25 protein-coding genes are annotated in these 20,484 nt (G+C 62.5%); 7 read left to right on the top strand and 18 right to left on the bottom strand.

Translation table 11 applies throughout. From position 1 onward, the window contains the following. Together B0B52_RS07775 and B0B52_RS22555 are read left to right on the top strand one after the other, a co-directional pair. On the top strand, positions 1-396 hold the full coding sequence (locus B0B52_RS07775; RefSeq protein WP_077593057.1) for a GFA family protein: 396 nt from the start codon (positions 1-3) through the stop codon (positions 394-396). Positions 397-522: 126 nt separating this feature from the next. Then, positions 523-804 (top strand): hypothetical protein, encoded by a 282-nt coding sequence (locus B0B52_RS22555; protein ID WP_077593058.1) that lies wholly within the window; start codon positions 523-525, stop codon positions 802-804. A gap of 40 nt (positions 805-844) precedes the next feature. Here B0B52_RS22555 and B0B52_RS07785 read toward each other — a convergent pair whose 3' ends face one another. Beyond that, positions 845-1,513 carry a histidine phosphatase family protein gene (locus B0B52_RS07785; protein ID WP_077593059.1) on the bottom strand — a complete coding sequence of 223 codons (669 nt, stop codon included), beginning with the start codon at positions 1,511-1,513 and terminating at the stop codon, positions 845-847. Positions 1,514-1,671: 158 nt separating this feature from the next. Here B0B52_RS07785 and B0B52_RS07790 point away from each other — a divergent pair, with 158 nt between their 5' ends. Both B0B52_RS07790 and B0B52_RS07795 read left to right on the top strand, forming a co-directional pair. Next, complete coding sequence (locus B0B52_RS07790; protein ID WP_139351858.1) at positions 1,672-2,532, top strand: cupin-like domain-containing protein; 861 nt, start codon at positions 1,672-1,674, stop codon at positions 2,530-2,532. A 46-nt stretch (positions 2,533-2,578) separates the two neighbouring features. Beyond that, positions 2,579-3,358, top strand: coding sequence for a hypothetical protein (locus B0B52_RS07795; protein ID WP_077593061.1), 780 nt, complete (start codon positions 2,579-2,581; stop codon positions 3,356-3,358). Positions 3,359-3,407: 49 nt separating this feature from the next. Here the strand turns inward: B0B52_RS07795 and B0B52_RS07800 are convergent, their stop codons facing one another. The 3 genes from B0B52_RS07800 to B0B52_RS07810 form a co-directional block, all read right to left on the bottom strand. Then, positions 3,408-4,352, bottom strand: coding sequence for a TAXI family TRAP transporter solute-binding subunit (locus B0B52_RS07800; RefSeq protein WP_168173499.1), 945 nt, complete (start codon positions 4,350-4,352; stop codon positions 3,408-3,410). Between the two features lie 124 nt (positions 4,353-4,476). Next, positions 4,477-5,931, bottom strand: a complete 1,455-nt coding sequence (locus B0B52_RS07805; RefSeq protein WP_077593063.1) for an amidohydrolase family protein — start codon at positions 5,929-5,931, stop codon at positions 4,477-4,479. Further along, the gene (locus B0B52_RS07810) at positions 5,928-6,929 is read right to left on the bottom strand and encodes a tripartite tricarboxylate transporter substrate binding protein (protein ID WP_077593064.1); all 1,002 of its coding nucleotides are present in this window, start codon (positions 6,927-6,929) and stop codon (positions 5,928-5,930) included. Before B0B52_RS07810 ends, B0B52_RS07805 begins: the two co-directional genes overlap by 4 nt. Before the next feature lie 98 nt (positions 6,930-7,027). On the opposite strand from B0B52_RS07810, the gene B0B52_RS07815 reads away from it, so the two are divergent. After that, positions 7,028-7,930: a LysR substrate-binding domain-containing protein gene (locus B0B52_RS07815; protein ID WP_077593065.1), complete on the top strand. Its 903-nt coding sequence runs from the start codon at positions 7,028-7,030 to the stop codon at positions 7,928-7,930. Here the strand turns inward: B0B52_RS07815 and B0B52_RS07820 are convergent. From B0B52_RS07820 to B0B52_RS07885, 14 genes are all read right to left on the bottom strand, one after another. Next, complete coding sequence (locus B0B52_RS07820; RefSeq protein WP_077593066.1) at positions 7,906-8,943, bottom strand: threonine dehydratase; 1,038 nt, start codon at positions 8,941-8,943, stop codon at positions 7,906-7,908. The genes B0B52_RS07815 and B0B52_RS07820 overlap by 25 nt on opposite strands. Beyond that, positions 8,940-9,578, bottom strand: coding sequence for a LysE family translocator (locus B0B52_RS07825; RefSeq protein ID WP_077593067.1), 639 nt, complete (start codon positions 9,576-9,578; stop codon positions 8,940-8,942). Before B0B52_RS07825 ends, B0B52_RS07820 begins: the two co-directional genes overlap by 4 nt. Next, positions 9,579-10,295: a VOC family protein gene (locus B0B52_RS07830; protein WP_077593068.1), complete on the bottom strand. Its 717-nt coding sequence runs from the start codon at positions 10,293-10,295 to the stop codon at positions 9,579-9,581. After that, positions 10,292-11,215 (bottom strand): PhzF family phenazine biosynthesis protein, encoded by a 924-nt coding sequence (locus B0B52_RS07835; RefSeq protein ID WP_077593069.1) that lies wholly within the window; start codon positions 11,213-11,215, stop codon positions 10,292-10,294. The genes B0B52_RS07830 and B0B52_RS07835 overlap by 4 nt, the downstream gene beginning before the upstream one ends. A gap of 25 nt (positions 11,216-11,240) precedes the next feature. Further along, entirely contained in the window at positions 11,241-11,861 is a 621-nt protein-coding gene (locus B0B52_RS07840; RefSeq protein WP_077593070.1) for a glutathione S-transferase family protein, read from the bottom strand. Beyond that, positions 11,862-13,070 (bottom strand): PLP-dependent aminotransferase family protein, encoded by a 1,209-nt coding sequence (locus B0B52_RS07845; protein ID WP_077593257.1) that lies wholly within the window; start codon positions 13,068-13,070, stop codon positions 11,862-11,864. Between the two features lie 123 nt (positions 13,071-13,193). Then, positions 13,194-13,655, bottom strand: a complete 462-nt coding sequence (locus B0B52_RS07850; RefSeq protein WP_217349788.1) for a DUF6196 family protein — start codon at positions 13,653-13,655, stop codon at positions 13,194-13,196. A gap of 19 nt (positions 13,656-13,674) precedes the next feature. Next, complete coding sequence (locus tag B0B52_RS07855; RefSeq protein ID WP_077593072.1) at positions 13,675-14,319, bottom strand: DJ-1/PfpI family protein; 645 nt, start codon at positions 14,317-14,319, stop codon at positions 13,675-13,677. Between the two features lie 49 nt (positions 14,320-14,368). After that, positions 14,369-14,698, bottom strand: a complete 330-nt coding sequence (locus B0B52_RS07860) for a DHCW motif cupin fold protein (RefSeq protein ID WP_077593073.1) — start codon at positions 14,696-14,698, stop codon at positions 14,369-14,371. A 5-nt stretch (positions 14,699-14,703) separates the two neighbouring features. Next, entirely contained in the window at positions 14,704-15,171 is a 468-nt protein-coding gene (locus tag B0B52_RS07865; RefSeq protein WP_077593074.1) for a RidA family protein, read from the bottom strand. Next, entirely contained in the window at positions 15,168-15,500 is a 333-nt protein-coding gene (locus B0B52_RS07870) for an antibiotic biosynthesis monooxygenase (protein WP_077593075.1), read from the bottom strand. Before B0B52_RS07870 ends, B0B52_RS07865 begins: the two co-directional genes overlap by 4 nt. A 13-nt stretch (positions 15,501-15,513) precedes the next feature. Further along, complete coding sequence (locus B0B52_RS07875; protein WP_077593076.1) at positions 15,514-16,149, bottom strand: LysE family translocator; 636 nt, start codon at positions 16,147-16,149, stop codon at positions 15,514-15,516. Continuing rightward, a complete protein-coding gene (locus B0B52_RS07880) occupies positions 16,146-17,111 on the bottom strand; it encodes a DMT family transporter (protein WP_077593077.1) in 966 nt (321 codons plus the stop codon). Before B0B52_RS07880 ends, B0B52_RS07875 begins: the two co-directional genes overlap by 4 nt. After that, positions 17,108-17,728 carry a LysE family translocator gene (locus B0B52_RS07885; RefSeq protein ID WP_077593078.1) on the bottom strand — a complete coding sequence of 207 codons (621 nt, stop codon included), beginning with the start codon at positions 17,726-17,728 and terminating at the stop codon, positions 17,108-17,110. The genes B0B52_RS07880 and B0B52_RS07885 overlap by 4 nt, the downstream gene beginning before the upstream one ends. Before the next feature lie 121 nt (positions 17,729-17,849). Between B0B52_RS07885 and B0B52_RS07890 the strand changes: the two genes are divergently transcribed. Together B0B52_RS07890 and B0B52_RS07895 are read left to right on the top strand one after the other, a co-directional pair. After that, positions 17,850-19,310, top strand: a complete 1,461-nt coding sequence (locus B0B52_RS07890; protein ID WP_077593079.1) for a PLP-dependent aminotransferase family protein — start codon at positions 17,850-17,852, stop codon at positions 19,308-19,310. A 118-nt stretch (positions 19,311-19,428) separates the two neighbouring features. Beyond that, on the top strand, positions 19,429-20,463 hold the full coding sequence (locus tag B0B52_RS07895; RefSeq protein WP_077593080.1) for a LacI family DNA-binding transcriptional regulator: 1,035 nt from the start codon (positions 19,429-19,431) through the stop codon (positions 20,461-20,463). Positions 20,464-20,484 lie beyond the last annotated feature (21 nt).

The following is a 20,484-nucleotide window of genomic DNA, read 5'->3' on the forward strand; positions in this document are numbered from 1 at the left end:
ATGTTCAAGGGAAGTTGCTGTTGCGGTGCCATCCGCTTTACCCTGATGACGCCGCCCACCATGATGGGCACTTGCCACTGCACGCGTTGCCGAAAGGTCGGGGCCAGCACCTTTGTTTTTGTGAAGCGCGAGGGATTTACTCTGGATGCCGGGGCGGACTGTGTGGCCACCTATGCGCCCGAATTGCCCTACAAATACAACCGGTGTTTCTGCAGGAAGTGCGGCACCGCGCTTGGCGAGATCAATTCCTCCAGCGAGTCTTTTCCGGTTGCGGCCCATTGTTTTGATGATGAACTCCCTGTGAAAAATCTGTTCCATGAGTTCGTGAGCGAGAAACCAGGTTGGTACAACATTTGTGACGACGCGAAGCAGTTTTCTGATCATCCGCACAAGTAACAGGCTGCTCATCTTCGAGCCTGCCGTGCGCTGACACACACTGAAGCGTCTGGCTGACATATGGCCGTGTTAGCCGTGACTCGGTGACAGGGTGGCTCTTTGTGGCGCGACCCAAGGAGTCACTTCATGGCAGTGGCAAAACATTTGATTTCCGGCCACCCCCTGCCGGCGACGGCGACTCTGGCCATGCTGCTAGCCGCAAGCCTGACGGCCTGCGGCGACACGTCCAGGCTGACCCCCGGCGCCGATGTCGGCGCCACTCCCACCCTGATGTCGCCGTTTGGGATGGCACTGGTCGGCAAGGCGCTGTTCATTGCCAACGCCTACGCGCCGGTGAAGGTGCCTTACGAAGAAGGCCAGACTTCCATCAGTGCCACACCGGTCGAGGTGGTGATAGCAAAAACCTGACGCGGTGTGACAAGGTGGGGCACCAGGCCGCGCGACTTCTTTATGAGTAGGTGATCCAGTCCGCGTGTTCCGGCGCATCCAGATGAGGCAGCGTGTTGTAGGTGACCAGCATGTGCCGCTTGGGCGTGAAGGCGAATTCGGTGACCGAGCAGTTGCGTATGCGCAGATTGAGTTCGATGGTGGCTTCCGGGCTGGTACCCAGTACATGGCCGACCGCAGTGGAAATCGGCCCGCCGCTGGAAACAATCAACACGTTGCCGGTATAGCTTTTCTTGATGTGGTCCAACACGCCGGTGATGCCCGCCACGAAGTCGGTATAGCTGGGCATGCCGTGCGGGCTGACCACACCCGCCATCCATTGCGTCAGGCCGTCCTTGAGCAGGCGGAAGTGGCTGCGGTACATCTCGGGCGAGGTCGGCTTTTCAAGCTTGTGCGGGTGGATGGCGCTGATGACGGCTTCGCTGTCATATTCATTGAGCCCCGGTCTTGCAACGGCTGGAAGCGGGCTGTCCATGCCTTCGCAGATGCCTGCAAAAGTTTTGATCTGCCGCTGCAGCGTACCGGTGAAGGCTGCCTCGAAAGTCATGCCCTTGTATTTGAAGTACTCACCCAGGCGCACGCTTTGCCGGTAGCCCATTTCACTGAGCACGTCATAGTCATCAGCGCCAAAGGAGGCTTGGCCGTGACGCACGAGGTAGAGGGTTCCCATGCGCAAATTGTGACGAGTCACAGGCCGCATGCCAGTCGCCCGGGTGACCGGTGAAGTTCTGCGCAGTGGTTGATCTTCAACTCACCGAAAAAATCGATCGCAACGAATCGAAATTTCGATCTGTGCAAAGCCAGCTTGTCACCAGCGTGACATGAGGGGTGCCTACGCTTGTCGTCAATCACACGCGAATTCCAATGACGCTACACATTGACCATAGCTTTCTGACCCCGGTTGCTGAACACCGGGGGCCGCACACCATCAACCGACATGCGAGGGTTCCCTGCGTTATTCGCGGCGCCGCTTTGCAATGGCCGGCGACGCGTAACTGGACATTTGACTACCTCGCGAAATTGGGTGAAAACCGGCCGGTGAAGCTTGTCGTCGGCAATCGGGAGCTGGGTGAAACAGGGTTCACCCAGTCGACGTTCAGCGAGTGCGTTGGCAGCCTGGAGTCAAACGGATCAATCTGGGGAGGCGGGGCCAGGGTCGCGCACCTGAAAGAGTTTGATCTGCTCAACGAATTCCCCGAGTTGCGAAAAGACGTGCGTGCAGACGCGTTGTTTCCCCCGCGCCAACACGTCTCCAGCAGCGCATGGATCGGGCCGGAAGGCGCTCACACCGGCCTGCACTATGACCTCCTGGACAACCTTGCTGTCTTGCTCCGGGGATCAAAGCGGTTTTATCTGGCGCGGCCTGGTGTCGTTGAGTCGCAAGGGGCTGTGTCTTCAAAGTACGACCGCTGGGCACGCCTGGCCGATATCGGAATTCAGGGCCTCGCCGAACGCAAGCTGCCAGAAGCATCCCTCTTTGTCGCCGACCTTCACCCTGGCGATGCCATTTATGTTCCCAAAGGCTGGTGGCATGAGGTCGTCAATCTGAAAAGCAGCATCTTCCTCAGCGGGTTCTTTGGACCGATGCCGTATGTCGTTGGCCTGTGGCTTTTGACAGGCACGCGCCAGCTCATCCACGACGCGATGCCTTTGCATGGCCGGCGGTGCACTTGCCACGCGGTCACCTGAATGTGCGTCTCTGTCTTCACCCTCACTCAATGCAAGGAAAACCATTTTGATCAAGGCTTTGACACAAAAAAAACGCAGCTTCATGACCCGCTTCCTGCGAGTGGGCGACATCCCCGCACTGCTGGATCTGGAGCGCAGGCAATGGACCGCTGAACAGGCGGCAGACAGCGCGGACTTCCGCGCGAGAATCGAAGCGCATCCCGACCTTTGCGGTGGCGCATTCTGCACTCGAACCGGCGAACTGCTGGCCTCTGTTTTTGCGAAACCCACCGATGATGCCGAGTGGACTGCCCCCGGAAGTTGGGCGCAAAGCGCAAGCCTGGAGGGACGGGTTGCAGAAAGGTTGCCGCGACAACGGCGGGCGCGATGCATGTTTGGCATCAGTCTGACCAGTGTCGATCCGGGCGCGGCCGTGCAGCTTCTTGCGTTCTACTACCTCTATCTGCTCAAGCGCGGATACAGCGAAATCTTCCTGGGCTCACCCATGCCCGGTTTGAAGCGTTACCTGGCGCGTCATCCCGATGCATCTGTTGAGACCTATGCGCGGACCACAAGGTCAGGGCTGCCTATTGATCCCCAGTTGCGCTACTACCATGGCAAAGGATGGAAAGAGATTGTTGCTGTGAAGGAAAACTATTTCCCGCACGAGGCCTCCTGCGATTACGGCGCGATCCTGAAAGCACGCGTGCCGTTCCGGCATCTTGCTCTTCTGTTCAGGTTTGTTCCGGTTCCCCTGTTGCGAACGGTGTCGGCTCTGGCGCCCCGTTTTACGCTACCCACGGAAGAGACCCGTTCAACATCCGACGCACCTGCCGGAGCGACCTGAGAAAGGCCGGTTCAGGGTGCGGTCAGTGCCGCTCAGATGGGCATTTTACTCAGGGATTGAGTAGCACGCCGAGCTCACGCAGTGCGGCCAGTGCGCCGGGGTGAAAGGGCATCACACCATTGGCCTGCGCGTTGCCCGCCTGGGTCGCAAATGCGGGCCCAAACAGGGCGGCCATCTCTTTGTGGTTTTTCATGGCTGCGAGCGCGATGGCTTTCACCTCGCGCTCCGGTAAATCAGCGCGGCCCACTACAAAGTTCCAGATCGCCACTGTCTGCACGGGCGTGGTTTGCCCGCGGTAGGTCAGGGCGCCGATGGTGTTGGGTGCCGCATAGGGAAAGCGTTTGCGAAAGGCGCTGACCTCCTGTGCCGTCAAGCCAAAAACCGTGGCGTCGTGCTGGTCTGCAATGCCCTTGATCACCGGCACCGGCGTTCCGGCGCCTATCCACAAGGCGTCAATCTCCCGTGCGAGCAACTGCCTGCCGTGGTCGGCGGGATCCCCGTTCACCAATGTTGCCGACACGCCGGTTTCAGCCAGCAAACCGGCCAGAAAGATCTCGCCTGGTCCGCCCTTGGGTCCCGCGCCCACCCGCTTGCCGGCCAGGCCGCCGAGTGTGCTGATGCCGCTGCTGCGCAGGGCGACCAGGTGGAACGGCGTTTCATACATGGGCGCAATAGCACGCAGGCCGGTGACTGGTTTGCTGCTCCAGGCGCCCTTGCCAGTCATCGCATCCAGGGCCGGCCCCAGGTTGACCAGGCCTAGCGCTGTGGTGCCGGCCACCATCAGATCAATGTTCTCGTTCGATCCTTTGGTAACGCGGGGCTTGATGTCGACATGGCTGTTGGTTGCCACCACTTTGGCAAAAGCCTCGCCGTAGGGAGAGAACGCGCCCCCGGCGCCGGCGGTGCCCATCTCCATGGCAACCCTCGGCGTGGACGGGGTGGCGCAGGATGCCAGCAGCGTGACCAACAAGGTCATGATGAATCGGTTGAGCATGTTGTTCCTCATCGGGATGTGGCGATTCGCTGACCGTAGCAGGCCCGCACCACCGCGACAAGTGATCGATGGGAATGAAATCAGTCCGGGCCGGAATGAGGCGAGTCGGTATAAAAGTGGGGGTTCATGGGGCCCGGGACGGGATAAGGCGCCGACCCGCGTGCGAAGCCATGGGCTGGCCGCGCCACAAGGCCAGCTGGCCGTTGACGTACACGGCGTGGATGCCGGTGGAAGGCCGCTCGGGTGTTTCATAGTTCGCGTTGTCGCGCACCTCCAGCGGGTCCAGTAGAACCAGGTCTGCATGGTGGCCCGGTGCAATGACTCCCCGGCCTGCCAGGCCAAAGCGCTGCGCCGGCAAGCCGGTCATTTTGTGGATGGCACTCTCCAGCGAGAACAGTTTTTTGTCGCGGCTGTAGTGGCCCAGAACACGGGGAAAGGTCCCCCACAGCCGCGGGTGGGGCAGGCGGTCATGGGGCAGGCCGTCAGAGCCGATCATGGTCAAGGGGTGCTGCAGCACGCGTTCAACATCCTCCGCAGCCATCGCAAAATAAATGGCACCGCCGGGCATCAATCGCTCGGCCGCCTCGTGCAGGCTGAGGCCCCAGCCCTGCGCAATACGCTTGAGGTCTTTGCCACTGTGCTCGGGGTGCGGCTGCGACCAGGTGATCAGCACTTCCTGTGCACGGCTGGCCTTTTCGGCGATGAGCATGGTGGACGACGCTTCGTACGGATAGCAGTCCAGGCAAACCGATTGGCCAAGTGCCGCCTGTTCAATGGCCTGCAAGGTGTGCCGCGTGCGGCCGTGGTTCTGCGGGTCCACCACCTTGTGGTGCGAGATGACCAGGTCCGCCTCGCTGGCGGCGCCCACATCGAGCGCTTCCTTCAGCGCGGCGTCAATGTTGTCGCCTTCGTCGCGCAGGTGCATGGCCAGCATGGCGCTGCGCCCTTTGAGCGCGGCGCAGACGCCCAGCAGCTCTTCGGTGCTGGCCGCTTTGGCGGGCGGGTAGTACACGCCGGTGGACAAACCGAACGCGCCCGCGTCCAGCGCCTGGGTGAGCTCGCCGGCCATGGCGCTCACTTCCGCGGCAGTCGCTGGGCGCTTGAGGTCGGCCACATGCCGCACGCGCAGCGTGATGTGGCCGATCAGCGGGACCACGTTGACGCAGGGCTGCTCCCGATCGAGCGCGGCCAGGTAGTCGCGAAAGGTCTTGTAAATAAAAGCGTCCGCGCCCAACAGGTCCAGCGGGGCCGGCGGCGTGCGGGTGACCAGTGGCGCCAGGCTGATGCCGCAGTTGCCGGTGACCACGGTGCAGACGCCTTGCGTCAGCTTGGGATGCGGCAGCGTGGGCTGGAGCAGCAACTGGTCGTCATGCGTGTGGGTGTCTATGAAGCCGGGGCACAGCACCAGTCCCGTTGCGTCCACCACTTCGCGCGCTTCGCCTTGGCCCGGCGGAGTGATCGCCGAAACCAGGCCGTTGGCAACCACCACGTCGGCGTTGAAACGCGCGCTGCCCGTGCCATCAATGACATCGGCCCCACGGATTACGAAATGCTGCGGGGCAGAGCTGCTGTCGTTCATTCCACTTTGGCGCCGGACCGCCTGACCACCTCGGCCCAGCGTGGCGATTCGATCTTGGCCATGGTCATCAGCAGGTTGGGCGGAGAGGCCATGGTTTCAAAGGCCATCTGGGCGTACTTTTCCCGCATGGCTGGTGTCGACAGGATGCGGTTGATCTCGACATTGAGTCGCTCGACCATCTCTGGCGGCAGGCCTTTGGGCCCGACGATGCCGCCCCACGCGGTGGTTTCATAACCCTTGACGCCAGCTTCGTCGAGGGTGGGCAACTGGGGAAAGAGCGGCGAGCGGCGTTTGCCGCTGACCCCCAAGGCGCGCACCCGGCCATTCTTGATGTGCGGGCCTATGGACGACAGGTTGTCAAACATCATGTCGATCTGGCCGCCAATCAGGTCCTGAATGGCTGTGGGGCTGCCGCGATAAGGCACGTGCGTGATGAAGGTACCGGTGAGCGACTTGAACAGCTCTCCGCCCAGGTGGCCGGTGGTGCCGTTGCCTGCAGAACCCATGTTGAGCCGGCCGGGCCGGGCTTTGGCATAGTCGATCAGTTCCCGCACTGTTTTGACGGGGAGCTCGTTGCGCACCACCAGGGCGTTTTGCACCGTGCCCATCAGGGCAATGCTGGTCAGCGCGTCAGGGTCGTAGGGGAGCTTGCTGTAGAGCGATTTGTTGATCGCCAGCGTGACCACGTTGCCATAACCCAGCGTGTAGCCGTCAGGCGCTGCGCGGGCAATCTCGCTCATGCCCAGCGCGCCGCCTGCGCCGGGTTTATTGTCGATGACGACAGGTTGGCCCAGTGCGACGCTGAGCTCGTTGCCGAGCAGGCGGCAAATGACGTCGGGTGAGCCGCCTGCGGCGGATGGCACGACGAGGCGTATCGGCTTGCTGGGGTAGCTTTGGGCAAAGACCGGGCTTGCCACCATGGCAGAGCCCATGGCTGCAGCCGCGTCACGAAGAATATCCCGCCTGCGCAGTGCTGAAGTATTATTGATAATGCTCATGCCTGATCCTTGTGTATTGAAGGTGAAGCGAATTTATTACAGTAAAGCCGACCAGACAAACGAATAGTTTTATCTGTTGCAATAGTTTTATTAATGCAATGACCACACTTCCTTCCTTGATGGCGCTGCGCTGCTTTGATGCCAGTGCGCGCCATGAAAGCTTCACCAAGGCTGCGGCGGAGATTCATCTCACCCAGGGGGCGGTGAGCCACCAGGTGCTGGGGCTGGAGGCGCATCTGGGTGTGTCGCTGTTTGTGCGCAAGCGCGCGGGTCTCAAACTGACGAACGTTGGCAATGCCTATTTGGCGGAAGTTTCAATCGCATTGCGCCAACTGGAGCGGGCGACACAAAATGTCATGACGCACAAGGGCGCGGGAGGCGCTCTTGATCTCTGTGTGGCATCCACTTTCGCCACGTACTGGCTCATCCCTCGTCTGAGCGGCTTTGTTGCGGCCCACCCTGAAGTCACGCTGAACCTGTCCACGCACATCGGGCCGGTGGATTTTTCCAGCGCCCCGCATGACGCCGCCATCGAGTTTTGCAGTGGCGCAACCGCCGGCCTGCGCGCCGAACTCGTGCTGCCTCTGTCGCTGCGGCCCTATGTCGCTCCCCGGTTATTGAAAGGCTTGTCGCGCGCGAGCGGGCCCCAAGCGCTGAAAAACGCGTTGTTGGCCTACCCGCTGATTCGCCACACCACGGTGCCTCACGCCTGGGCAAGCTGGCTGGCGCAGGCGGGGTTGAGCGATCTGCTGCCGGCGCAACGCCTGGACGCCGGTCCCCAGTACGACTTGCTGTCCATGGCCTTGAACGGCGTGATTGCCGGGCTTGGCGTGGCGCTTCTTCCCGAGTATGCTGCTGCCGGGGCGGTGGCGAGCGGCCAGGTCAAACAACTGTCGCCCATGGCCTGGAAGGCGGAAAAGGCCTACTACCTGCGCTACCCCGAGTGGAAGTCAGAAATGATGGTGCTGCGGCGATTTCAGGACTGGCTCAAATCGGCCTGATCGCCGGCTTCAAGTACCCTGGCAAAAACACTGCTGTCGACATTGCCGCCGCACAGGGTCACGCCCACCACCTGGTTCTTGAGCTGCGCGCGCTCCTGCATGGCTGCGGCAAAGCTCGCTGCGCCTGCACCCTCGGCCACATTGTGGGTGTCGGCATACAGGTCGCGCATGGCTTTAGCCACCTCGGCATCGGTGACTTTCACGATGCGGTCCAGTTGGGGCAGCAGAATGTCCAGCGCTTTCTGGTCTGCAATACGGCAGGCCATGCCGTCGGCCAGTTGTGTGGTCACCGGTGCCTCGACAACACGGCCTGCGGCCAGTGAGTCGGCGTAGGTGGTGGCGTGGGCGCTGACGACGCCGACAACGCGCAGGTTGCGTTTCAAGGCCAGTTTGGCGGCAATCGCCGAGCATGCGCCGGAACCCTGGCCAATTGGCACATAAACCACGTCAAGCTGCGGAACGGCCAGCATGAACTCCCACCAGTAGGTGCTGACACCGCTAAGCAGGTTGGCGTGAAAACTAGGCACCATGTGGGCGCCGCGTTCGGTGGCCAGCCGCATGGCGAACTCGCGGCTTTCCTGGAAGTCGTCGCCGTGCTCGATCAACGTCACGCCGAGTGCGCGCATGGAGTTATTTTTCTCCAGCGAATTACCGCGCGGGACCACGATGGTGCAGGCCACGCCGTGCGCGCGCGCTGCCCAGCCCATGCTCTGGCCGTGGTTGCCGCGCGTGGCGCTGATCACCTCGGACGGCAAGTCACCGGCTTGTTTCAGTGCGTCGAAATACGTCAACCCGCCGCGTATCTTGAAAGCGCCGACCGGCGTGTGATTCTCATGCTTGATCCAGCAGTCGGTGCCCAGGCGCTGGCTGGACAGACCCCAGTGATATTGCGGCGTGGCCTGGAACTCGCGATACACCACGCGCGCGGCGTGTTCGATGTCCTGCAGCCTGGGCAAGCCGGGGAGCAGGCGCGGCGCCAAGGCCACCTCTTCTTCGCGCAATACCGCACTCATGCTGCCGCCCGTTTTTCAGTGAGCATGCGCAAGGCCAGCAGGCCCAGCACGGTGCCCATGACATAACGCTGCACGCGCATCCAGCCCATGCTGCGGGTCAAAAAGACGGACAAGCCGGCCGCAAAACAGATCAGCAGTGTGTTGACGCCCACACTTACACCAATCTGCACGGCGCCCAGGCTCAGGCTTTGCAACAGCAGGTCGCCGCGTTCCGGGTGCAGAAACTGGGGAAAAAAAGACAGATAGAACATTGCTACTTTCGGGTTGAGGAGATTGGTCATGAAACCCATCAGGAACAGCTTGCGCGGAGGGTCATGCGGCAGTTCGCGGGTTTCAAAGGGGGACAGCCCGCCGGGCCTGATCGCTTGCCAGGCCAGCCACAACAGGTACAGAGCGCCAGTGACCTTGATCGCGGTGAACGCCATGGGCACAGCCAGCAGCACGGCCGTGAGGCCAAAAGACGCTGCCAGCAGATGCACGACAAAGCCCAGCGCAACGCCGGCGAGCGACACCATGCCAGCGCCGCGGCCCTGGCACAAGGTGCGCGAGATACAGTAAATCATGTTGGGCCCGGGTGTCAGCACGAGGGCCAGCGCAACCAGCGCAAACCAGGCAATTTCTTGTGGCGTCAGCATTCAGATTCCTTTCGATTCAAGCGTGACCGGCCCGCGCGGCGTCTGCAGCGTGGCGGCAATATTGGGTGCCCCCGGCGTCACGGTGACCCCGGCCAGGCCGATGGCGGCGTGGCCAGCCAACAGCTTTTCATGACGCGGGTGGCTCACCCGCAGCGACCGCAAGGTGACGCCTGAGGGCGGCATGGTGTCCAGCGGATGCGCGGAGGTGGACGGGTCTTCGCTGGCGTCACCCCACTGGATCAGCGTGGGCAGCGCGCCGTAGAAAAGCCGTTGGCCATCGTCGCGCACGGTGATGCGCCACTTCAGCAATCCGTTGGCGGTCTGGCGGGAGACTTCCAGTGCGTGGCCCCGGTCCAGTCCCTGCGCCGCCAGGGCCTTGATGCCGGAAACCACGCCGGAGATGCTGGCCACGAAATGCACCAGCTGCGGGCCGTGTTGCGACACGCGTGCCTGCAGCAAGGCATCGTCCATGTCGAACCAGCGGTGTGTGCCGGCCGCCCGCAGTGGGGTGACGCCGGGCTGGATGGCGATGATCTCGAAGTAGGTGCGCGGATAGGCCGGGTTGGCTACGCTGAACAGCCGGTTATGTGTGCCCATCAGGGGGTGTTCACCGCCGGGGCCGGGGCTGATGCCCAGCGTTTCTTCACACCAGGCCACGCCCTGCGCCAGGCTGCCGGCCACGACGACAAGATGATCGACCTGTGCCCGGAGGTTCATAGCGTCACCGAACCTTCGATGCAGGTGACGGATTGCCCACCGACCCAGACCTGGCCTGTGGCGTCGCGTTCAATATGCACCTGTCCGGCGCGGCCAAGGCAGACGCCTTGAGAGGCCAGATAACGCTCGGGTGCGTGGCCCTCGGCAATCAACCACTGGGCCAGGCTGGCGTTGAGACTGCCGGTGACCGGGTCTTCCTCAATGCCCATGGGTGCAGCGAAGGCGCGTATTTCAAAATCTGCAGCAACAGACTCGGCCACCGCTGCAGGTGCACTGGCGGCAAAGGCGCGGGCTTCCCGGTTTTTGCGCGCTATCAAAACAGAAGCATCTGGTGCCCGGTACGCGCCGGCTACGCCCACTTTGACCCCATGCTTTTTAAGTGCGAGGTGGTCGGGTTCGATTTGCAACACGGTCTCGGCGCCGTCCAGCAGCAGGCCGAGCCAGACCGGGCCGTTGTCCAGCAGCTGCGCCGCCAGGATCTGTTGTGCCTTCAGGCCGAGTGCGGCGGCCACCTGTGCGAGGACGACCGGGCTGGGGGCCGAGCGTTTAAGTGCCGGCGCGGCAAAGGCCTGGCGGGTACCTTCGCGGCGGATGTTGATCAGGCCTACCCGACATTCCTGCACGATGAAGTCCTTGCGCTTGGGCTGGCCGCCGGCTTGCAGCCAGGCGTGGCAGCTGCCCAGCGTGGGATGTCCGGCGAAAGGCAATTCACCGCCGGGCGTGAAGATGCGGACCCGGTAGTCGGCCGCAGGGTCCGCAGGCGGCAACAGGAAAGTGGTTTCCGAGAGGTTGGTCCAGCGGGCAAACCGCTGCATGGCCTCATCATCCAGTCCGCTGCCGTCCAGCACCACGGCCAGAGGGTTGCCGAAATAAGGCTGGGAAGTGAAGACGTCGACTTGCTTGAATGGCCTGTTTTTCATGGGTGGAATTTCGTCGGTGAAAGGGTCAAGACAAGGCCAGGTCCAGCACGCCTTTGCTGGCCTGTCGTGCACGGATGCTGTCGTACCAGCGTTCAATGTGGGGCCGGCTCTGGCGGGGCTGCGGCAAGCCAAACCAGCGATGGACTTCGCAGGCCAGCGGTATATCGGCCATGGTGAAGCGCTCACCGATCATGAAATAGCGCTGCGCCAGATGGGCATCCAGCGTCGCCATCAAGGCTTCGACGGCAGCATTGGAGTCGGCAACCAGCGCGGCATCGCGTTGCTCGGGTGGTGTGCGAATCAGCTGCACAAAGCCGGGCCGGCTGGCCGGGTTCAATGTGGTCTGCTGCCAGTCCATCCAGCGCTCGGCATCAAAACGCTCGTGCAGGTCTGTCGGGTACATCTCGCCGGCCGAATGCCGGGCACACAGGTAACGCACGATGACGTTGGACTCCCAGAGCACAAAACCTTCGTCCTCGATCATCGGCACCAGCGAATTGGGGTTGAGCTGCATGTACTCGGGCGTTTTGACCACGCCGAACTGGCCGCCGGCCTCGGTGCGCTGAAAATCCAGGCCGAGCTCCTGCGCGGTCCAGACCACCTTCTTGACGTTGATGGAGCTCATCCGTCCCCAGATTTTCAGCATCTATTTCGCCCCGATCAGTTGTGCGGTGTTCGCAGTTTCCGACTGTGCGGGCCGGCTTTCCCGGATCGCTGCTGCCAGTGCCGCCACGCCGGTGTTGATCTGTTCGATGCTGGCCGTGACAAACGATAGCCGCAGGCTGCGTTCGTCGGCGTTGTCGGCGTAAAAAGCAGCACCGGGCACAAACGCCACATTCTTCTCGACAGCTTTGGGCAACAGCGCCACTGCGCTCATGCCCTCGGGAAGGCGAGCCCACAGGAACATGCCGCCGTCAGGTGTGTTCCAGCTCACGTCATCCGGCATTTCGCGTTTCAGCGCGGCCAGCATGGCGTCACGTTGCGATTTGTACAGGGCGCGAATGGTCGGCACGTGGCGGTCGAGGAAGTGGTCCTTCATGGTCTCAACGACCATGCGCTGGTTGAAACCCGGCGTGTGCAGGTCGGCCGCCTGCTTAGCCTGCAGCAGCTTGGGGTAAAGCGACTTGGGCGCCACCAGAAAGCCCAGACGCAAACCGGGCGCCAGGATCTTGGAGAAAGAGCCCATGTAGACGCAGCCTTCCGGGTTGCGTGCAGTTAGCGGCAGCGGCGGCGGGACATCAAACCACAGGTCGCCATAAGGGTTGTCTTCCACAATGGGCAGGCCCAGGCGCGCGGCTTCGGCACTGAGCGCCGCGCGGCGTGCTTCGGACATGGTGCGGCCGGTCGGGTTCTGAAAATTTGGCAGCACATAAAAGAAGCGTGCACCGGCGGCTTTGTTGGCCAGGTCGGCAATGTCCACCCCTTCGGCGTCACTGCCCACACCCACGATCTCGGGTTCCATTGGCGTGAAGGCCTGCAGGGCGCCCAGGTAGGTGGGCGTTTCAACCAGTACGCGGCTGCCCGCGTCGATCAGGATTTTGGCAACCAGGTCCAGGCCTTGCTGCGAGCCGGTGGTGATCAGCACCTGCGCCGGATCAACATCCCAGGGCAGCATGTCGGCCACCATTTCGCGCAGCGGGCCATAACCTTCACTTGCCGCGTATTGCAGTGCGGCGTGGCCATCTTCGCGCAACACTTTGTCGCAGGCTTCGCGAAATGCGGCGACGGGGAAAGTCCTGGGCGAAGGAAGCCCTCCGGCAAAACTGATGATGCCGGGCTTCTCTGTGACCTTCAGGATTTCGCGAATCACCGAGGGGTTCATTTTGGTGGCGCGTCGCGCCTGGGTCCAATGCATGTCGCTCATTTCACTCTCCTCCTTGTGGGTCGTTAAAGACAACCCGGGTCACAAAAATTTTCTGCAAAGTTTCAAAAGATGCAGCCCCGGCCACTGCCAAAAGCAGGGATGGGTCTGCCGCTTTCATTCTGCACCTCTTCCCCGCGCTTGCATGGCGTGAATCAGGCTGACAGCCTGCTGAGCCACGCTTTCCGGAATTCCCCAGTAATCAAATACGCCGCCGTCGGCCGCATGATGTCCGCAGATGACAAACACGCCCGTTCCCAACTGCTGCTTGAACTCGCTGGCGAGCCAGCCTACAAAGCCGCTGTTGGGAATATCAGGCGCGAAATGCAAGCACGCCACGACATAGCGGTCCTCGGCTTTTGTTGATGCGGATGCGGGCACCAGCGCGCTCCAGACAGCGTGGTCACGTACCAAAGCGAGCGCTTCGCATGCAGTGTTTGTCACCAGATGCGCGGGAAACTGCGCCAAGGGAAATTCGACGAAGGTGTAGCCACCCGGCAGCAGGTCAACGCGTGCGTGCGCCATCACGCGCAAAAGCCGTTTGCGTGTTTGTTCGGGGGATTCCGGCGTCACGTCCATCAGCTTGGTTCCGTAATCGTCACGACGCGCCGGACGTTTCCGGCGTCATCCGCTGTTCCTCTAAATTCGCTTCCAGGTGTGCAAGTCCCCGCGTGACGTATTCTTCCTTTTCACCAACCGGGGCAAAGTAGTGCAGCACTTCCCGGGCGTCGTCTATGCCCTTCAGCCGGGCAATCAGCCATGCAGAAATATATTGAGCGGACATGCAACCGCCCGCGGTTGCCAGGTTGCCCTTGGCGAAGAAGGCCTGGTTCAGGATGCTCACCCCTGCCGCCTGCACCCAGGGCTTGCTGGTCAGGTCCGTGCATGCCGGCATCTGGCCGACAAGCCCCAGCTTGGCGAGCAAAAAAGTGCCGGAGCACTGCGCTGCTATGAGCTGTCTTTCCGGATTGAGCTGCAGCTGGCCAAGGATGGCTGCGTCGTTGGCAACCTCACGCGTTTTCATGCCACTGCCGATTAATACGGCATCGGCCTGGTTGGCTTCTTTCAGGCTGATGTGCGCATCGATGGTGAGGCCGTTCATGGACGTCACCCGCGCGGTGGGGCTGGCAATGCTGACTCTCCAGTCGGCATCACCCCGCAGCGAAATGCGGCTCAGCATTCCGTAGGCAATCAAGGAATCCAGTTCGTTGAATCCGTCGAAGGTAAGGATGGCGATGTGCATGAAAGCTTTCCTGGTGCGGGTTGGCGGTGTGGCGGTGGCTCGTGCCGGGTCAGTCCACGATAAACAGTTTGGCCCCCGAAGGCGAGGTCGATCGGTGAGCCTCGGCGCCGTCTGCCACCTGGTAACTCATGCCGGGCAGCAACACGTGCACTTCACCGTTGTCCAGTTCCGTCTGCAACTCGCCTTCCAGACAAAGCAGGATGTGGCCCTTGCTGCACCAGTGGTCGGAAACATAGCCGGGCGTGTACTCCACCATGCGCACTCGAACATCGCCAAACTTGCGGGTGCGCCAGAAGGCTTTGCCTTCCAGGGCGGAATGTTCGGTGCGCTCCACGTTGGACCAGTCGGTGGTGCCGAAGGGGATGTCGTTCATTTGCATGTTGTTTACTCCGTGATCGAAACGATGGCTTCAATTTCCACCGCAAAACCGCGGGGCAGGGAGCCCACGCCTATGGCCGAACGTGCATGGCGGCCGGCGTCGCCGAAAACCTGCACCAGCAGATCAGAACAGCCGTTGATGACTTCGGTATGCCCGGTGAAATCGGGTGCCGCATTGACCATGCCCAGTACCTTGACGATACGGCGCACACGCGAGAGATCACCCAGGGCCGCTTTCATGGTGGCGATGAGGTTCAGGCCGACCTCATGCGCATGGCTGCGCGCTTCATCCGCACTGATCTCGCGATCGACCTTGGGCACCAGCGCCAGATCTTCCCGCATGGGCGACCCCTTGCCTGACAGATAGAGCGTGGAGCCGTCCAGCACCCAGGCGTCGAAATTGCCGCGGGGCGTGGTGACCGGCGGAAGCGTCAGGCCCAGTTGCTCCAGGCGTTGTTCGGGGGTGCTTGTCATGCGCGTTTCCTCTGGTTGGGCGTGATGTGGGCGATCGTGCCGTCGCCGTAAGAGCGCAGCACCTGCGAGATAACGATGTGGAAGCCCTTGTACCAGCGGGTGTACTGGCTTTTTGCTTCCAGGTGCCGGGGGTGTGCTGAAAACGCGCGCAGCGATTCTTCGCTTTCCCAGAAATAGGTGGCGTTCACCCGCGCACCGTCCGCCGAACGCCAGGTCTCCGCTCCCAGGTAACCGGGCGTGGCCAGAGCAGCTTCTTCAATGAGCGCGTCCAGGGCATGAAAGCGCTGGTCGTAAGTACCGGGTTCAAAAATAAAGGCGGCTGAATACATGTTTGTTTTCCGGTCAGTCAGGGGTTTTGAGTCGCAGCAGACTCAGCCCCAGCAGGCCAAACGAGCCGCCGCAGATGCGGTTGAAGATGCTGGCGCGGCGTGGCGTGCCAAACCAACGGTGGGTGCGGTGCGCCAGCAGCGCATAAGTTACATGGGAAATCAGTACGCAGGCGGCGACGACGCTGGTCAACACCAGAAACTGCGGCAGCATCGGGGCTGCGGGCTGAATGAACTGTGGGAACAGCGCGGTAAAAAAAAGAATGCTCTTCGGGTTGGTCAGCGCCACCAGCAGGCCCTGGCGGAACAGCGCGACACGGCTTTTTTCCGGAGACGACTCAGTGGCCAAAGGGCTGGCGAACAATGATGCTTTGCTTGTCCATTGGCACCAGCCGAGATACATGAGGTAGATTGCGCCCACGGTTTTGAGCATCGAAAACAGCCAGACCGAGGTGTGCAGCAAGGTGCCCAGGCCCGCCATTGCCGCAGCCGAGACGGTGAACACGCCCAGCACATTGCCGGCAGAACTCCACAGCGTCTTGCGCGGTCCCCGGGCGACGGCATTGGACACCGCCAGCAAAACACCCGGCCCGGGGCTGAGCGCGGTGACGAGCGAAATGGTGATGAAGAGCAACCAGGCGGAAGTCGTCATGGCGTATGTTGATTAAGAAGTTCTTGCGCCACCGGCGGTGCTGGCGTTCGACTTCGAGGTGTGGGGTGCACCGACATCTTTTTGCCGATGAAGACGGTGGCGATCACCGCCAGGCCAAAACCCACGGTGATGGCATCCAGCCGCTCACCGAGCAGCGGCACGGCAAACAGCATGGACAGGAAAGGTTGTACCAGCTGAACCTGGCTGACGCGCACCGTGCCGCCCAGCGCCAGGCCGCGGTACCAGGCAAAAAATCCAAGCCAGGCTGAAAACACCGCCACATAGGCAAAGCCGGCCCAAGCGCTCGTCTTCACCGGTGCTGTGGGCCAGCTCAGGAGGGACAGCGGCAGGGTCAGGGGGAGCGAGAGCACCAGTGCCCAGCAGATCACATGTTCGCCCCGCATGTGCTGCGACAGCCGCGCACCGTAACCGTAACCAACGGCCGCGCACAACATGGCCGCCAGCAACAGCAGGTCGGCAAAATGGATGGACAGTCCGCCCGTACTGCCCGAACGCAGCATGGCAAACAGAACCACCAGCGTGCTGCCCAGCGCCGCGCACAGCCAGAAACCGGCAGATGGACGCTGGCGGTGCAACAGCGCGCCCACTGCCGCAGTGGCCAGCGGCAGCACCCCGACGATGACGCTTGCATGCACGGCTTCCACGTAGCGCATGGCAATCGAGGTGAACAGCGGAAAACCAAACACCACGCCGCCCGCGGTGATGGCCAGCGGCAGCCAGTCCTTGCGCTGCGGCAGCGGTGCGCGGGTAGCCAGCAGGAACACCGCCGACAGCGCAGCCGCCACCACGGCCCGCCCCATCCCGATGAAAACGCCGGACATCTGCGGCGCATCGGGTGTGCCCACAGCCAGGCGCGTCATTGGCAGCGTGACTGCAAAAATCACGATGCCCAGCAAGCCGAGCCAGAGCCCTTTGTTGATGTTGGCGGATGTGGGTGTCATAGGAAGAGCATCCAGACCGCAGTGGCCACGAGCACCAGCGCCATGGCTCGGTTAAACCAGAGCAAGCGACGGGCTGTGCCTTCAGGCCCGGCCAGCCATTCGCGCAGCAGCGAACCGGCCAGCGCATAGGCCAGGTTGCTCACAAAGGCGAAAGCCAGCATCACGGGCAGCACCACGGCCATGCGCATGGCGGGGTCGCTGCGTCCGGCAATCCAGCCGCTGACAATCGCCAGCGCCAGCATCCAGGCTTTGATGTTGACGAACTGCAGCGCTGCGCCTTGCCAGAAGCCGACATTCATTTTTTCTGCGTCGGCTTCGCTGAGCTGGCCCATCTGCCGGGTGCGCGCGATTTTGGAAGCCAGCCAGAGCAGGTAAGCCACGCCTATGACTTTGACGGCAAGGCCCATCAACGGCACGGCCAGCAACAGTGCGCCAAGGCCCAACGCGCACAGGCTCAACAGCACGCCCCAGCCGACAGGCACCGCGCAGACGAAAGGCATGGCCCGGCGCAGGCCGTGGTTGGCCGCCAGCGCCGTGGAGAGCGTGGTGTTGGGGCCGGGCGAAAAGCTCATCGCCGTCGCCAACACCAGCAAAGCCGTAAATTCTTGCCAATTCATGCTTCAGACTTTATAGTCTTGTACCAGCACACCACCAGTACAGTTGTGGCTACAAATTCCTAAACTGTATTGCCCGGTTTATCAGCACAGTCACTTCACCGTCACTCATCTGGATTCACACATGTTGATGAAAACCGCCTCGCAATCGCTGACCGAGCAGTTGTGCGCGCGATTTGCCGACCGTATCCGCAACCGCCTGCTGGCGCCGGGTGCACGGCTTCCGTCGGTCCGGCTGTGTGCCGAACAGCAGGGGGTCAGCGTTTCCACCGTTGTTGCCGCCTATGACCAGTTGCTGGCACAAGGGCTGGTTGAAGCGCGCAAGAACCGCGGTTTTTTCGTCCGTGAGGTTTCCGCGCCCCCCGTCGTCGCGCGCCCACCGGCCAGTGCGAAGGGCCGCTCTGCCGAGGCGCAGGCACCTGCGGTCTGGAGCACGTCGGCCTGGATGGCCACACGGCAGGCGCCGATCGACGCCACCGCGTTGATCCGCGGCATGTTCCACAAGGTCAGCAACAAGCCGCAGCCGGGCATGGGGGTGTTTCCCCCCGAGTGGCTGGAAACCAGTTTCATGCCGGCAGCGGTGCGCAAGGTCACCAGCTCCAGCGCCTTGCGTGAGTTTTCGCTCAGCTACGGTGAGCCCATGGGCGACAGCGGCCTGCGGCGGGCGCTGGCGCAAAAACTCAATGCGCTCAATGTGCATGCGGTGCCTGAGCAGATCATCACCAGCGTGGGCGCCACCCACGCGCTGGACATCGTGAGTCGCACCTTGCTGCGGGCCGGCGACTGCGTGATGGTCGAGGAACCTGGCTGGGCCGTGGAGTTTGCCCGGCTGGACGCGCTGGGCATGCGCATTCTTCCGGTGCCGCGCCGAGCCGACGGCCCCGACCTGGACGTCATGGCCCAGTACTGCGCGTTGCACAAACCCAAGCTGTTTGTCAGCGTCAGCGTGTTCCACAACCCCACCGGTTACTGCCTCACCCCGGGCAGTGCGCATCGCGTGCTGCAACTGGCCAATGAGCACGACTTCTATATTGCAGAAGACGACACCTATAGTCACCTGGCGCCCGAACACGCCACGCGCCTGTGCGCACTCGACGGCTTGCAGCGCACCATTTACGTCAGCGGTTTCGCCAAAATCCTGGCGCCCGGCTGGCGCGTGGGTTTCATGGCCGCGCCACCCGACCTGGTGGAGCGGCTGCTGGACACCAAGCTGTTGGGCACGCTGACCACACCGGCGCTGCTCGAAAAAGCGCTGGCCTGGTGCATTGACCAGGGCCAGCTGCGCCGCCATGCCGAGCGCATACGCACCCGGCTGGACGCAGCCCGCGCGCGCAGCGTCAAGCTGGCGCTGGCGCACGGTTGCAGCTTTGCGGCAGAACCTGCCGGTCTATTTGGATGGGTGGAAACCGGTGTGGACACCGATGCGCTGGCGCAGCGCATGTTGGACGAGGGTTACCTGATCGCGCCCGGCGCGCTGTTTCATGCGGTCCGTAAGCCCAGTACCCTGATGCGCATCAACTTCGCGACCACACAGGAAGCGGCCTTCTGGAAGGTGTTCGCGCGTTTGCGCGACGCGGTGTTGTGATGGTTCTGCATTTCTTCAAGGATTTTTGGCCTCTAGCCCCCGTCGCGCGAGTGTGGATAGCTATTAAATTAATAGCGCGAGACGCCGCCCCCAGCGCGGTGGCAAGCGGGGGCGCCGCATGAGCGAGGAAGCCATTCCTCCCGCACGGCGCAGCCGCCGCGGCAGCGGCGCCGTTACGCTGCACGATGTGGCGCGTATTGCCGGTGTCGCGCCCATCACGGCCTCGCGTGCGCTCAACACGCCGGGCCAGGTCTCGGCCGAGCTGGTGCGGCGCGTTACCGAAGCCGTGGCCAGCACCGGCTATGTGCCGAATCGCGTGGCAGGCGGCCTTGCCTCGGCGCGCAGCCGGTTGGTGGCGGCGCTGGTGCCGACGATTTCGGGGCCGGTGTTCCTCGGCACCATCCGCGCGCTTAACGAAGCACTGGTGGCCCAGGGCTACCAGCTGATGCTGGGCCAGAGCGGTTATGCCGATTCGCGCGAGGACGATTTGCTGGACGCCCTGATCAGCCGCCGGCCCGACGGCATTGTGCTGACCGGCATCATGCATTCACCACTGGGCCGCCAGCGCCTGCTGGCTTCCGGTATTCCGGTCGTCGAAACCTGGGATTTGACGCCCACGCCCATCGACATGCTGGTCGGTTTTTCGCACGTTGATGTGGGCCGCTCGGTGGTGGATTTTCTCTACGCCAAAGGCCGGCGCCACTTGGCCATGATTGCTGGCGATGACGAGCGCTCGAGGCGGCGCCAACAGGCCTTTCAGGCTGCGGCGCAGGCGGCCGGACTGCAGGCGGTGCCCGTGATCACCGTGCCAGCGCCGACCACGCTCAAGAGCGGGCGGGCTGCCCTGGCGGAGTTGCTGCAAACTTCGCCGGACATTGACGCGGTATTCTGCAGCTCCGACCTGCTGGCCCTGGGGGTGATGACCGAGGCCCAGGTGCGCGGCGTTTCCGTGCCCGGGCGGCTGGCAGTGGTCGGCTTTGGCGACCTCGAATTTGCCGCCGACCTGCATCCGGCGCTGACCACGGTGCGCATCGACAGCATGGCCATAGGTCGCCAGGCCGCGCAGTTCATCGTCGACCGCGCCGAGGGCCGGGAGGTCGAACAGCGCGTGGTGGACGTCGGGTTTTCCATCGTGGACCGCGACAGCGCCTGAGTAGGCAGTGACCCGCCAAGG

It is taken from the genome of Polaromonas sp. A23 (assembly GCF_002001015.1).
GTDB lineage: Bacteria > Pseudomonadota > Gammaproteobacteria > Burkholderiales > Burkholderiaceae_C > Polaromonas.

What these genes read in the sequence shown, in the direction of transcription:
- B0B52_RS07810 (WP_077593064.1), bottom strand. Translation starts at nt 6,929, where the DNA reads ATGAGCATTATCAATAATACTTCAGCACTGCGCAGGCGGGATATTCTT.
- B0B52_RS07860 (WP_077593073.1), bottom strand. Translation starts at nt 14,698, where the DNA reads ATGCAAATGAACGACATCCCCTTCGGCACCACCGACTGGTCCAACGTG.
- B0B52_RS07845 (WP_077593257.1), bottom strand. Translation starts at nt 13,070, where the DNA reads ATGCATTGGACCCAGGCGCGACGCGCCACCAAAATGAACCCCTCGGTG.
- B0B52_RS07830 (WP_077593068.1), bottom strand. Translation starts at nt 10,295, where the DNA reads ATGAACCTCCGGGCACAGGTCGATCATCTTGTCGTCGTGGCCGGCAGC.
- B0B52_RS07835 (WP_077593069.1), bottom strand. Translation starts at nt 11,215, where the DNA reads ATGAAAAACAGGCCATTCAAGCAAGTCGACGTCTTCACTTCCCAGCCT.
- B0B52_RS22555 (WP_077593058.1), top strand. Translation starts at nt 523, where the DNA reads ATGGCAGTGGCAAAACATTTGATTTCCGGCCACCCCCTGCCGGCGACG.
- B0B52_RS07875 (WP_077593076.1), bottom strand. Translation starts at nt 16,149, where the DNA reads ATGACGACTTCCGCCTGGTTGCTCTTCATCACCATTTCGCTCGTCACC.
- B0B52_RS07885 (WP_077593078.1), bottom strand. Translation starts at nt 17,728, where the DNA reads ATGAATTGGCAAGAATTTACGGCTTTGCTGGTGTTGGCGACGGCGATG.
- B0B52_RS07815 (WP_077593065.1), top strand. Translation starts at nt 7,028, where the DNA reads ATGACCACACTTCCTTCCTTGATGGCGCTGCGCTGCTTTGATGCCAGT.
- B0B52_RS07775 (WP_077593057.1), top strand. Translation starts at nt 1, where the DNA reads ATGTTCAAGGGAAGTTGCTGTTGCGGTGCCATCCGCTTTACCCTGATG.
- B0B52_RS07880 (WP_077593077.1), bottom strand. Translation starts at nt 17,111, where the DNA reads ATGACACCCACATCCGCCAACATCAACAAAGGGCTCTGGCTCGGCTTG.
- B0B52_RS07840 (WP_077593070.1), bottom strand. Translation starts at nt 11,861, where the DNA reads ATGCTGAAAATCTGGGGACGGATGAGCTCCATCAACGTCAAGAAGGTG.
- B0B52_RS07870 (WP_077593075.1), bottom strand. Translation starts at nt 15,500, where the DNA reads ATGTATTCAGCCGCCTTTATTTTTGAACCCGGTACTTACGACCAGCGC.
- B0B52_RS07825 (WP_077593067.1), bottom strand. Translation starts at nt 9,578, where the DNA reads ATGCTGACGCCACAAGAAATTGCCTGGTTTGCGCTGGTTGCGCTGGCC.
- B0B52_RS07800 (WP_168173499.1), bottom strand. Translation starts at nt 4,352, where the DNA reads ATGCTCAACCGATTCATCATGACCTTGTTGGTCACGCTGCTGGCATCC.
- B0B52_RS07820 (WP_077593066.1), bottom strand. Translation starts at nt 8,943, where the DNA reads ATGAGTGCGGTATTGCGCGAAGAAGAGGTGGCCTTGGCGCCGCGCCTG.
- B0B52_RS07850 (WP_217349788.1), bottom strand. Translation starts at nt 13,655, where the DNA reads ATGGACGTGACGCCGGAATCCCCCGAACAAACACGCAAACGGCTTTTG.
- B0B52_RS07895 (WP_077593080.1), top strand. Translation starts at nt 19,429, where the DNA reads ATGAGCGAGGAAGCCATTCCTCCCGCACGGCGCAGCCGCCGCGGCAGC.
- B0B52_RS07890 (WP_077593079.1), top strand. Translation starts at nt 17,850, where the DNA reads ATGTTGATGAAAACCGCCTCGCAATCGCTGACCGAGCAGTTGTGCGCG.
- B0B52_RS07855 (WP_077593072.1), bottom strand. Translation starts at nt 14,319, where the DNA reads ATGCACATCGCCATCCTTACCTTCGACGGATTCAACGAACTGGATTCC.
- B0B52_RS07865 (WP_077593074.1), bottom strand. Translation starts at nt 15,171, where the DNA reads ATGACAAGCACCCCCGAACAACGCCTGGAGCAACTGGGCCTGACGCTT.
- B0B52_RS07805 (WP_077593063.1), bottom strand. Translation starts at nt 5,931, where the DNA reads ATGAACGACAGCAGCTCTGCCCCGCAGCATTTCGTAATCCGTGGGGCC.
- B0B52_RS07785 (WP_077593059.1), bottom strand. Translation starts at nt 1,513, where the DNA reads ATGGGAACCCTCTACCTCGTGCGTCACGGCCAAGCCTCCTTTGGCGCT.